Here is a 12,701-nt window from a genome sequence, read left to right as displayed (position 1 = left end):
TGCATCCTCATTAACAATAAGTTAACTCCGGTGCAAAAATTTAAAACGCTTGGATTTTGACAATAAAGATGCTTTTTAGACTGCACTCAGTAATATATTTTGTTATTGTCCTGCCACCGGCAAATTAATTTCCGAAACCTGAAAGGTGCCAGGCTTAACAACTCTTTGCAATTTCGCATTAATGAACGAAAGATCATCTTTTGATAAAAAAAATCATGTGTCTTTTCAGAAATAAAAAAATTTTTCAATAATTATTTTCTCTCGCTCTTAACCACATAAGCCGCTAACAAAAGATATAGCATGCCGGCCAGAATAACCAGCATTCCACCTGTTTGTCCAATAGCATCGGAGGCCAGCCCCATTAATGGAGGCAGGATTGCGCCGCCAGATACGCCCATGATCATCAGACCCGATATCTCATTTCCCCGCTCAGGACGATTCTGTAGGGCCATTGAAAAAATAATAGAAAAAATATTGGCAATGGCGAAACCGATAACGGCTACCATTATCAATATAAGTACAATACTCTGACTAAACAACATTATTACCATCGCTGTAATCGCTGAGAGCATGCTTATCCTGAAAAAACGGGTAGCCGAGAACTTTGCAAGCAAAATGGCACCCGTCAATGCTCCCACCGTACGGGCAGCAAAGTACAGGCTGGTTCCCAAACCGGCCTGCTCAAGAGGCAAACCTGCCCGCTCCATCAGAAATTTCGGTGTTGCCGTATTCATGCCGACATCGACACCTACAACAAATAAAATACCCAGAAAAAGCAATAAAATGGTTCTATCTTTTAACAAACCAAAAGCTTCTCCAAACGAGGTGGTTTCCTCAACGCGCTCATCCCGCGGAATAGGGGTCAACAAGAGCCAAAGACCCGACAACATCGTTACTCCGGCAAATACCGGAAACAACATCTTCCAGTTGCCCAACGTGGCTGCTGCAAAGCCAGCTATAATCGGGCCCAGAAACGAAGCAATGGCCTTAATGAACTGCCCCAGTGTAAGCCGGCTGGTCAAATGTTCCTTACTGACGACATTCGACACAAGCGGATTGAGCGAAACCTGCAAAATGGTATTACCGATGCCAAGCAATGCAAAAGCAAAAAGTGCCATTCCATAGCTATAAGCGATTAAAGGCACCAGCATTGCTATAAAAGTGATGACCATACTCAGCAAAACCGTATTCTTCCGGCCTAACTTGTTCATCAATAGTCCTGTAGGCACTGAAAAAACAAAAAACCAGAGAAATACCATCATCGGTAACAAATTCGCCACCGAATCGCTCAAATTAAAGTCTTTCTGGACATAACTGGTCGATATGCCTACCACGTCGACGAAGCCCATAACGAAGAACCCGAATAATACGGGGAGTAGTTTTGATAAGGATGTGTTTGTATTCATAAACAATATATAAATTAGTGTGTATCTATGAACTCTCAAAAATTTTCACAAAATGTGTGACTGTCCGGAAAGTGCCGGCTGCAATGCCTGCCTCAATATCACCGGGGGCTTTCGAAGTCCGAAAATACCGAGTCCCGATTGTGCTTTTTGCTGTTTTTTTTTTTGAAAAACCCTACAAAAGCTACCTCGGGATGAGTAATTTTCGGACAAGCATCACGCAGTAAATTGCACTTTACGGACAGGCATTAATTAAGACTTACATCAGACTCTGCAACCGCAATCTTCGAGTCGGCAGTTCCGTAATAGAGCAACCATTTCCCATTAAAACGGACCAATCCTTCCACAAAGCATACATTATCAACCTGACCGGTAATCTCAAAAGGCTGATCGGGAGAGATAAACCACTGATCGGTACGATACAAAACCTTTGCAGGATCGTCTTTATCCATAATTATCTGCCCTGCTGCATAAGTGCCGTCTTCAAGATTTTTATCTCCAAAAGAGGGACTGTTCTTGCTGTTGTAAATCAGCAGTATCCCCTGGTCTGTAATTACAGCAGGAGGTCCGGGCTCAACCAATTCGCTGTCCGCGGATCCTCACACCCACCTTCCCATTCATATTTTTTGAACTCATCATTATCGGGGTAAAGAACAGGTTCAGGCTTCTTACGAAATTTATAACCATCCAAACTATAAGCCAGACCAATACGTGATGTGCCATTGTATTTCCCAATGCTGTCTTCGGCACGATACAGTAAAAATACAGTATCTCCTTTTAGGGCACTGGCAGGATTAAACACATCCTTTTCTTCCCAATTGACCACCGCTTCCCTTATGGGACAGAAGAACTCCAGACTATCTGAAGGAAGCAGACAAGAAAAATGTTTTTTGGTTTGTTACTTCTCCAATTGATTTTCTACTTCTTCGATGCCGGCCAGATGTTCTTCCAGCACTTTTCTGATTTCAGCAATTACTTCCGGATGTTCTTCGGCAATGTTAAATTTTTCTGAAGGATCGATATTTACATTGTAGAGCAGAGGCGTTTCATGAACAGTGGGAGTGTTGGTTATTTCCAGTGGTGGATTAGTAATGGGATGAGCTGTTTGACTGCCATATTCATTTTGAGTTATAAAATGTGCTTTGTAGTCCCCTTTGCGAATAGCATAGACCTGCTGGCCACGGTAATAGAATACCACATCACGCGGACTTTTCCCGGTTCCCAAAAGCAGCGGGGAAATATCGTATCCATCATAAATGCGGTCGTCTGGAAGTTTGGTTCCGGAAAGATTGCAGAAGGTTGGAAACAAATCCATAGTGGTTGCCATATCCATCACCACTCCTTGTTTTAATTTCCCCGGCCACCAGAAAATTGTGGGTTCGCGCATTCCCCCTTCAAAAGTACCACCTTTTGCCCCTCTCAGTAAACCTGCAGTTCCTCCGTGTGTTTCAAAAATATGCCACGGACCATTGTCTGATGTAAAAACCACCAGCGTATTTTCATCAAGTCCTTCTTCCTCTAAGGTTTTCAGAATTTGTCCTACTGACCAGTCTATTTCTTCAATTACATCACCGTAAAATCCTGCCAGCGAAACATCCTTAAATTCTTCGGAACGAAACAACGGAATATGTGGCAGGTTGTGTGCCAGATAAATAAAAAAAGGTCCGTCTTTCATACTTTTTATTTTAGCTACGGCTTCTTCAGTATATCTTTTTGTAATAGTCCTCTGGTCTGCTGGTCGTTCAATAATTTTGTCATTCCTCAATATTGGAACATTATAGGCATGAAAATTTTCTTCTTCTGCAAGCTTAATTTGGGATGTAATATAATTTCCAGTACCAGTCCCCGGAACTCTATCCATATCATTGGAATATGGAATTCCAAAATAGCTGTCAAATCCGTGATCAGTTGGCAGAAAAGGAGATTTATGACCCAAATGCCATTTCCCGATAGCTGCAGTTTGGTAGCCGTTTTCTTTCAAAGCACGCGCAATTGTGATTTCACTTTGGGGTAACCCTCCATTGGAGTCGGGGAACAATACCCTTCGTTTGTCACTACACATGCCTGAGCGAATAGGTAATCGGCCTGTTAGCAAACCTGCACGGCTTGGTGTACAAACCGGTGCTGCAACATAAAAATTGGTCCATTTTTGGCCTTCAAAAGCCATTCTATCGAGGTTGGGCGTATTAATTGTCGGATGTCCGAAAATCCCCAAATCCCCGTAACCGAGGTCGTCAGCAAAAATGACGATAAAGTTGGGTTTTGAGGCCTTTTCATCTTCGGTTTCTGCTGCAATCATATCTTGTTGTCCGGATAGACCGAAAGATAACAATCCGGCCATAACAATTGACTTATTTGCTTTCATTTTTAATTTGTTTTTTGTTGATAATTATTCATTTCTATTTCCCATTTGTATAAATCCTGTTTAAGAGATTGAAATATTTCAGGAAATTCATTTTTCACATTTTTTGTTTCCGAAATATCATCTTCTAAATTAAACAGATATTCCTCATTTCTGATTTTAAGGTATTTCCAGTCTCCATTTCTCACTGCCCATTGATTTCGATACCTCCAAAACAAAGATCGCTCCGGCATTTCTTCATGTCATCAGGGCAGCTTGAAGGAGAACAAACTGCTGGTACTGCATAAAAATCAGTGAAACGCATATCATAGTCAGCAAGTATATCAATACTTGGGGTTTGACTTATCGACTCGACTCAATCTCGTAATGCCTATCAAAATTAAAATTACGGCAAAAGGAAACATCATTGCACCCCAAATCATTAACCAGAATTAAAATTATATTTGGAGGAGTTTCTATTTCTAAGGTTTTGCTGTGATATTTAAAAAATGGTAAATGCCATACACGTAACAAGATTGAAGCAAACATAAAATTTGCCCAATACTTTTTTTTAAAAAAAGCATTATAACCTGATTTATTCATGAGTTTTCGTAATAAGATATTCAAATATCAAAAAATATAAGGAACGGCAGATAAAACCGGAGAAGGGAATAGAGCCGATTTTATTGAGAACGCTTGTATTTCGCCGATAGTTGAACATTGTAATAGAAAATTCATGAATAGATCAGATTAAAAACATTTATAAAACATGTGATCTTTTTTATTTCAAAATCCGATCTCTCTAATAAAACTTTTATTTATGAATGAAAGGCCTGCAGGCAGCCCTTCTCTCCAATATTTCCAGTTATGCCCCCCATCTCTTACACGATATTCGTGAGGTATTTTTAAATCCCTCATCAAATTATGTAAATCCGAATTCCCCCTATATAAGAAATCATCATCACCACAATCGATGTAAAAGCGGACAGATCTTAATTTGTCAACTGTAATGGTTTTTGCCAGATATAAAGGACTGTTGTTCTTCCAATTCTCATTTATTCGTTTATTTCCTTCCAAGTTTTTGCCATAAATGCCATCAAGAATTCCATAAATTGAATCAGGCATCATGGCTATCTCCACATCTGTAAAGATACCCGAAGAAAAAGCTACGCAAGCTGAAAAAAGATGGTTGTATTTCATGGCAAACTTCAATGCACCATAGCCGCCCATTGAATTTCCGGCAATGGCACGAAACTCCTTTTTAGACCGAATGCGGTATTGCTTTTCAATAAATGGTATGAATTCCCTGATAAACATATCTTCGTATGGTTCTAATCCTTGATAATCATTACAATACCAATTTGTTTTGCCATCAGGCATAATGATAATAAAAGATGAAACTTCTCCTTCCTTTATTGCATTGTCGACCATTCGGTTAACTTCACCAAACTGAATCCAGACTGTTTCGTTTCCTGAATAGCCATGCAGTAAATACAACACAGGATAAGAGCGTTCTGATTTATCGTAATCTGGCGGGAGGTAAACCGAGTATTTAACTTTGCTTTTGAGTAAGTCGCTTTCCATTGTCAGGCTTTCAAGCAAACGACCTTGCTGGCAAAAAGCAGTTAGTTGAAAAGATAAAGTTAATAAGAATAACAACAAAATTTTTATTTTTAATGGTTTCATATACTTATATTTTAAATTAATTGTATTTTAAATAATACTTCGTCAATATTTTACAAAAGCTTGGTTTTTAGTTATTTATAAAATCAAAGACATAGGCCACAAATCTCTCATAATAAAGACTTTGCGTCATTGCGTCTGCGTTTAGCTTTTACTCTAAAGGACTATTGTTTAAACAACAAGATATATATTCATTTTTGGAGCAAATAAGTGGACATGGCTGGAAACACTTCATTGATTAATTGTTCGGAAACTTTACCGCTGTGGTTGCCATCGTACCAATGCGTTGAATGCGGAATTTCAGCTTTCGTAAGTATTTGGGAAAAATATACAGTTGATTTAAATAAACCAGGCATTTCATCATGGAACCCGCAATCCAAAGCGTATTTGTTATATTTCAACAAATTATCTTTGTACCTTTCAACTTTTCCTTCCAGGTTTCCAAACCCCGAAATCCATCTATTATAGTTTTCATCTATTTTTCTGAGATTTCCTTTTTCATCACGTTCGAATGGCAATGCAATTTTCAAAGGTTTAGAGAGATCGGGTGCAAAGGCAGTACCCATTGCCATGAACCCGTATATGCCCATCATATCCCGATCGTAAGCTTCCAGTTCACGTTTTAAGGTTTCAGCAAAATTGTCATCTTTCACGTTGGCCATCCTTTCAGATAAAGTAAGAATCTGGTTCATTAGCGAATCGTTTGTCAAAAAGCCACTGATAAGCCGGTCATCAGCTAAAACAGCCGGGCTCATTGCATAAGCTACCGAAAAAACATCGGGATATTTTAAACTAATATTAATTGTCCCGCCTCCTCCCATTGAGTGGCCGGCAATTCCTCTGCACTCCCTTTTTGCCAGAGTCCTGTAATTGTTGTCAACATAGGTTACGACATCTTTGACGATATAGTCTTCCCAATTTCCCGTAACAACGGAATTGGCATACATCGATCCTTCAAACAAATTATAACCATTCAATTCTATTAATATAAATTCCTGATCTTTATTATTTTTCATATAAGCGTCGAAAGCCTCTGTCTTGGGATACTCACCAGCTTCCACAGTATATCCGTTCAAAAAATACACCACAGGGTATAATTGGGTTGAATAATTGTATGAAGGCGGCAAATAAACGCCGATTTGTTGGACATTCTCTGTTCCTACCAGATTATTCTCCAGCGAAGGAGCGGGTATTTCTGCTAAGTTATAAGTAATCACTCTGTCTCCTTTATCTACATTACATCTGACAAATAAAAGCAGAGTAATAACAAAAACCCCTAATTTAAGTTTTTTCATGTTTTTTACGGTTTAATTTATTTGAAGTCTGGCCTAAAAATCTAAAGTACTTTTTTAGGCCAGACTTTATTAATTACCAACCTGGATTTTGTTCCAGATTTTCATTTAAAGATAACTCACTATTTGGAATGGGCAAAAGGTTGAATTGCTCTTTGTAACCATCCGGGAATTTAGTTTCGACTATATTTCCGTTGTGATCGCGAACTTCAACTGGGTAAATATCATCAAGAAATCCATCAAGCTTATGCCATCTTTTGATATCCATCCAATAAAGGCCCTCCAATGCAAACTCAATTCTTCTTTCGTGCCTTAATTTTGCCCGGGCTTCTTCACGTGATAATCCATTCGGAAGAGGAGTCATTTTTACATCGTCTCTTTCGGTTCTAATTCTGTTAATAAGTGCAACAGCTTCATCAACATTCCCGCCTGTTTCAATAATAGCCTCTGCTTTTGATAAAATAACATCAGCATAGCGTATCACAATATTGTTTAAATCTGATTGATCTGCCGGAGGTAAATCTTCTTCCTTGTCTACACGATATTTTCTGGTACTTAAATGTTTGATCCTGTTTGCGGGATGATTGTAAGCACCGCCAGGATAAAGGTAGCTTGGAAAGCGATAACCAAGATAATAAGAACCAGGTACGACTACAGTAAATTTTAATCTGGGATCCCAACCATCGTAAGGATTATCGAGATCAATTTCTGATTCAAAATATTTGCCGGGAGAACCATCAATCCGTTCATAAGCATTTACCAAATCTTCAGTAGGTACATATCGTGTCCCCCTTGTCCAACTCCCGGTCCCAGTTCCTGTAAACTGATCGAGGCGTGTTCCCTGTGAGTTTTCTCCCCTCATATACTGAACATCAAATATTACTTCCTGGTTGTTTTCATGAGCCAACTGAAACAAACCTTCGTAACTTGGGAAAAGAGAATATTTTCCCAGAGTAATAACACTGTCAGCAAGATTTAAAACCTCATTGAATTTATTTTGATACAAATAAGCTCGCATTTTCATTGCCATTGCTGCGCCTTTTGTTGCTCTTCCCACCAGTGGTGCGTCAACATCGAGGTTTGCAATTGCAAAATCATAATCGGCTATTGCCTGATTCCAGGTTTCATCTGCCGTGCTCCGTGCAATCGTCCTTGCCTCTTCCGTGGAAATTGCATTTAAAATAATTGGTACCCCCCCATACGATTCAACCAATGTGGCATAAGCCAGGCCCCGCAGAAAACGAGCTTCAGCAGCATACATTAATTTTACCTCTTCTTTAAGTTCAACCTCATCCAAAACACTGAGAAGGTAATTTGCTCTGAATATTATTTCATAACTTCTTGTCCACCGAAATTCAACAATTCCACCGGCAGTAGCAGAAAGTTGTCCGTTTCCAATTTGAGCAAGGGGTGTATTACCCCAGTTATAGGCATTTGGAGTTGCACCGTCCAGTATCCCAAAAGCAAATAATCCCTGGGTAATTAATATATCTTCACGAAGCTGCCCGTAAAGACCATTTAAAAGAAGCTCAATATCAGCTTCATTCTCAGGAAAATTTTCGGAAGTAATTTTATCTTCCGGGAAAAACCCCAGAAATTCGTCTGCACACCCGTTTAATGAGATAATTAAAATTACGAGTAAGCTACGTATAAATATTTTTTTCAGTTTCATGATCATTATTTTAGAAGCTAAGATTTACACCTAATGAAACAATTCTTGGCACAGGATATTCATTTACAGTTGCAGAGAAAGTACTTTTCTCCGGATCATATCCTTCGAAGTCTTTGTCAACAATAGAAAATACATTTTGTGCATTTAAATAAAAATAGATTTTTTGTATGCCAATGTCAGAAGTCAGTTTTTCCGGGACACTATAACCTAACTGGAGGTTTTTAAGTTTTATAAAACTGATATCTTTTACCCAAAATGAAGATTGCTGCATGTCCCAGGGATTGTCCCAATACAAGATAGGCATATCGGCATCTGGATTTTGTGGTGTCCAGGCATCTCTCCATCGTGTTGAAATCGTTCGGTTATCCCAATTCAGATTAGTGAAATTGTTCTGGTTATAAGCATGAACCCCGGCAATACCCTGGAAAAGCAGGTTTAAATCGAATCCTTTATACTGAAATGCAGCGCTTAATCCATAAGTCACTTTGGGAATGGTATTTCCAATATCCTGTTTGTCTTCGAACCCCAGTTTGCCGTCTTTATTTACATCCTCAAATTTTAGGTTTCCTGCAATAGGAGTGTAGCTGTTGTCATACATGTGCTGCGAAGCTTCTTCATCCGATTGATAGATTCCAACCGCTTTATAACCATACAGAGTTTGGTACGAATATCCCTCTCTGATAAGATAAAGCTGATCAGGAGAATCCCCTCCCCTAAACTTGGTTACCTCATTTTTAATGTAAGAAAAGTTTAAACCTATATTATACCCGAACTTGTTCCGGTTTATCGATCTGTTATCGTAATTAAAGACAAACTCAAAACCGTTATTCTTCATTTCGCCAACATTTTCAAAAGGAGGCGTTAAATTTCCCATCAGAGATGGAATTGGCAGCTGAACAATAATGTCAGTAGTCTTTTTTCTAAAATAGTCAGCCTCAATACTTATCCTGTTCTTTAAAAATCCTAAATCAACACCAATATCAAGAGTTGTAGATGTTTCCCAGGTAATATCTTCATCAATTAAAGCAGTTACTGCAGCACCTGGTGCAAAACTTCCGGCATAGCTGTAACTTAAATTATTATTCTGGTCAATAACTGTTAGGAACGGCCAGTACCCGGCAATATTTTCATTCCCTAATTGCCCCCAGGAAGCTCTCAGCTTTAAATTGGAGAACAGGTTCAATTCTTCAATAAATGTTTCGTCCCCAAGTCTCCATCCTGCGGAAAATCCGGGAAATATTCCCCATCTGTTTCCTTCTTTAAAACGCGAGGAACCATCAGCTCTTAAATTAGCTTCAAAAAGATATTTGCCGGCAAACGAATAATTTAAACGGCCAAAATAGGAAAACATTCGTAATCCGGTCATATTGCCTTCACCCTGAATACCTGATGTTCCGGCATCAACCTGTGTCAGTCCTTCTTTTGGTGGATCAGATCTTCTTGAGTAGGCTGTTTTTGTTTTTCTGTCTTCAAGTTGCATACCCAAGATTGCAGAGACATTATGAGCTTCAGCAAATGTCTTGTCAAAATTCAGGGTGGTAAATACATTGTTAGCCAAAGAATAACTATTATTTCGGCTAATTTCAATCCCTTCCCGGTTATAGTTTTTGGTCATCATTGGAATCCCCGAATCAGTATATCCTATAACGGTTTCATTAAAATTGTCGGTCAGAATCCAGTTTCCTGTGGAAGCAACGGTAGTTCTCCAGTTTAGAAAATCTGTGAATTTAATTTCTGCTGAAGCATTAATTGCAAGGAAGTTTTGTTCATCCGTTCTTTTACCATTGTTAGCATCAATTAAAGGGTTCCTGTTATCATAAAGGATATTTCCGTCATCATCAATTGCCTCAACCGCTCCGAATTTACCGTCACGCGTATAAGGTGCAGTATATGGAGTTACACCTGAAAGCATCTCAAAAACCCGACCAAGAGAACCGTAAACCATGTCATTATATGGTTCGGTTGCAACTTTATGACCATAATTCAGACGTCCGCTTACCTTAAACCAATCGTTTACATTTAACTCAAGGTTTGCCCGTATTCCATATTTTTCAGTTTTGGTATTCGGTACCATCCCCTCCTGATTCATATAATTGAATGACAAAAATGATGTACTTCTTTCTGTACCTCCTCTTATTGACAGGTTATGTTCCTGGATGGGTGAATTTTCAAACAATACATCAAACCAATCGGTATTTGGATATTTATATGAATCTGTCCCATTTTCAAAAGCAGTAATCATATTGTCGGGAAATAGCGGACTGGCTCCCTCATTTACCAAAGCCTGGTTTGTTAATCTCATATGCTCGGCGCTATTGGTCACCAAATCGTACCTTCTTCCCAATGATTGTATTCCATAATATGAATTAAGATTTACCTGCAGACGTTCTCCTGTGTTTCCCATTTTGGTAGTAATTAGAACAACACCGTTTGCAGCTTTTGAACCGTAAATTGCAGCACTCGCTGCATCTTTTAATACGGCAATACTTTCAATATCGTTTGGATTTATTTGATCGAATGAGCCTTCAATTCCATCGATTATAACCAAAGGATTGGCATTATTCAGCGTTCCCCAGCCACGTACACGTAATTGTGCACCGTCACTACCAGGTTTTCCAGAGTTTTGACTTACCCACACACCGGTTACTTTACCGCTAAGTGCCTGAGATGCATTGGTAATTGGCCGGTTATCCACTTCTTCATCAAAAGTGACAGATGAAATTGCCCCGGTTAAATTTACTTTTTTCTGCACACCGTAACCTACTGCGACAACTTCATCAAGTCCAATAACTGCTTCTTGCATCACAACCGAAAAAGTAGTCCTTTCTTCAATGGGTACTTCCTGTGTCTGCATTCCCACAAAAGAAAAAACCAAAACATTCGCATCCTCAGGAACACTTAATGAAAAATTTCCATCCATATCGGTTATGGTTCCCTGTGTTGTGCCTTTTACGAAAACCGTAACTCCGGGAATTGGTTCTCCCTGTTGATCAGTCACTTTACCGGTGACGGTCTTCCCGGATTGCTGGAAGACTTCTGAAGATGCCTTTCCTCCCGACAAAATAATTTGATTGTCGACTACCTTGTAGGTGATATCACGTCCGGCGAAAAGATAATCAAGAACTTTAAAAATATTCTCGTCGGTAAATTTCACCGAAGCATTGAAGTTGATGTCAACCAGTTTTTCGTTGTAAAGAAAATAAAACCGGCTCTGGTTCTCAATTTCATCAAGCACTCTTTCGGCTTTGACATTTTCAAGGTCAATGGTGAGTTTTTTGATCTGCGCGTAGGAATTGGCTGCAAATATCTGCGACATCCCCACAAACATTAAGAATAATGTAATTCGCATGATACGAAGGGTTTTAGAGAAGACATTTCGGTCTCCCACTCCTGTCTTAGGAATTTTTTTCATAGCTTTGTAATGATTTTAAGTCCAACATTAGGGGATGGGGAAGTTGCCGCTTCCTTGTCCCCTTCTTTCTTAGAAAAATTTTCTTACTGTAATGAATGATCCTTTTAACTGCTGTTAAAATTTGAAGCCTTACTCATTTCTGTGTATTTTATTGATGACGAATAATCACTTTCTTCCTGGAAAAGTTACCCTTACTATCTTGCTGATTATCTATTATTTTGTATTCAATAGGCGAGGTCATTTTCAGTAAACGTAATACATCTTCCAGTTTCTCATCCTCGAAAGTAGCCCGGAAGGTATAATCAAAGAGGATGCTGTCTTCCACTACCACATCTACATTGAACCAGCGCGACAATTCTCTCGCCATCTGAGTCATATTTTCGCCTCTTAACATCAGTTTTCCATCGATCCAGGCAGAATATGGTTCCGGATCTACTTTTTTTCGGATTAGTTTTCGTTCATTATTATTGAAAAGCAGTAATTCACCGGGTTTCATTTCAAAAGTTTGCTCATAATTGTCGGGTATCAATTGCACTCTGCCCTCTTCCAGTACAACTTCCACAACTTCCTCATCAGGCCACATCTCTACGTTAAAACGGGTGCCAAGGACTTTCACTGCAGTTTTATTTCCACGAACGGTAAAAGGATTCAGCGAATCACTTTTCACATCGAGAAAAGCTTCCCCCCGCACATTTATGGTTCGTTCGTCAAAAGGAATTGAATAGGTTAATGCAGAACCACTGTTCAACCAGGTGACGGTACCATCGGGTAACCGGGTTTTTACACGCGATCCCAACGGAGCGGTAACCTCAACCACAGAAGGCCCCGCGACCTGCTCTTTACCGAAAAAGAACAATACAGAGCTTATAGCTCTTAAATTAGCTTCAAAAAGATATTT

Annotated in this window: 10 protein-coding genes; all 10 read right to left on the bottom strand. The window is 39.2% G+C overall.

The window, feature by feature from the left end:
• Nucleotides 1-251: 251 nt before the first annotated feature.
• Entirely contained in the window at nt 252-1,406 is a 1,155-nt protein-coding gene (locus ATH1_RS0117845) for an MFS transporter (protein ID WP_029164018.1), read from the bottom strand.
• A 245-nt stretch (nt 1,407-1,651) separates the two neighbouring features.
• A complete protein-coding gene (locus ATH1_RS22400) occupies nt 1,652-1,984 on the bottom strand; it encodes a glycoside hydrolase family 130 protein (protein ID WP_029164019.1) in 333 nt (110 codons plus the stop codon).
• Nucleotides 1,957-2,229: a glycoside hydrolase family 130 protein gene (locus tag ATH1_RS22395; RefSeq protein WP_029164020.1), complete on the bottom strand. Its 273-nt coding sequence runs from the start codon at nt 2,227-2,229 to the stop codon at nt 1,957-1,959. Before ATH1_RS22395 ends, ATH1_RS22400 begins: the two co-directional genes overlap by 28 nt.
• 72 nt (nt 2,230-2,301) lie before the next feature.
• Nucleotides 2,302-3,768 (bottom strand): sulfatase family protein, encoded by a 1,467-nt coding sequence (locus ATH1_RS0117825; RefSeq protein WP_010419748.1) that lies wholly within the window; start codon nt 3,766-3,768, stop codon nt 2,302-2,304.
• 2 nt (nt 3,769-3,770) lie between these two features.
• The gene (locus ATH1_RS0117820) at nt 3,771-3,953 is read right to left on the bottom strand and encodes a hypothetical protein (RefSeq protein WP_029164021.1); all 183 of its coding nucleotides are present in this window, start codon (nt 3,951-3,953) and stop codon (nt 3,771-3,773) included.
• Nucleotides 3,954-4,530: 577 nt separating this feature from the next.
• Nucleotides 4,531-5,328 carry an alpha/beta hydrolase gene (locus ATH1_RS0117815; RefSeq protein ID WP_010419756.1) on the bottom strand — a complete coding sequence of 266 codons (798 nt, stop codon included), beginning with the start codon at nt 5,326-5,328 and terminating at the stop codon, nt 4,531-4,533.
• 290 nt (nt 5,329-5,618) lie between these two features.
• Nucleotides 5,619-6,722: an alpha/beta hydrolase gene (locus ATH1_RS20220; RefSeq protein ID WP_010419757.1), complete on the bottom strand. Its 1,104-nt coding sequence runs from the start codon at nt 6,720-6,722 to the stop codon at nt 5,619-5,621.
• A 73-nt stretch (nt 6,723-6,795) separates the two neighbouring features.
• Nucleotides 6,796-8,391: a RagB/SusD family nutrient uptake outer membrane protein gene (locus tag ATH1_RS0117805; protein ID WP_211208078.1), complete on the bottom strand. Its 1,596-nt coding sequence runs from the start codon at nt 8,389-8,391 to the stop codon at nt 6,796-6,798.
• A 10-nt stretch (nt 8,392-8,401) separates the two neighbouring features.
• Entirely contained in the window at nt 8,402-11,803 is a 3,402-nt protein-coding gene (locus tag ATH1_RS0117800; RefSeq protein WP_010419764.1) for a TonB-dependent receptor, read from the bottom strand.
• Between the two features lie 148 nt (nt 11,804-11,951).
• Nucleotides 11,952-12,701: FecR family protein (locus ATH1_RS0117795; protein ID WP_010425002.1), on the bottom strand; the 750-nt coding region annotated here is incomplete at its 5' end.

It is taken from the genome of Anaerophaga thermohalophila DSM 12881, assembly GCF_000191885.1.
Lineage (GTDB): Bacteria > Bacteroidota > Bacteroidia > Bacteroidales > Marinilabiliaceae > Anaerophaga > Anaerophaga thermohalophila.
This window is presented reverse-complemented; position numbering and strand designations above follow the sequence as displayed.

Excerpts from the sequence above, each read along its gene's own strand:
- ATH1_RS0117845 (WP_029164018.1), bottom strand. The coding sequence starts at position 1,406 with ATGAATACAAACACATCCTTATCAAAACTACTCCCCGTATTATTCGGG.
- ATH1_RS0117825 (WP_010419748.1), bottom strand. The coding sequence starts at position 3,768 with ATGAAAGCAAATAAGTCAATTGTTATGGCCGGATTGTTATCTTTCGGT.
- ATH1_RS0117815 (WP_010419756.1), bottom strand. The coding sequence starts at position 5,328 with ATGGAAAGCGACTTACTCAAAAGCAAAGTTAAATACTCGGTTTACCTC.
- ATH1_RS20220 (WP_010419757.1), bottom strand. The coding sequence starts at position 6,722 with ATGAAAAAACTTAAATTAGGGGTTTTTGTTATTACTCTGCTTTTATTT.
- ATH1_RS0117805 (WP_211208078.1), bottom strand. The coding sequence starts at position 8,391 with ATGAAACTGAAAAAAATATTTATACGTAGCTTACTCGTAATTTTAATT.
- ATH1_RS0117800 (WP_010419764.1), bottom strand. The coding sequence starts at position 11,803 with ATGAAAAAAATTCCTAAGACAGGAGTGGGAGACCGAAATGTCTTCTCT.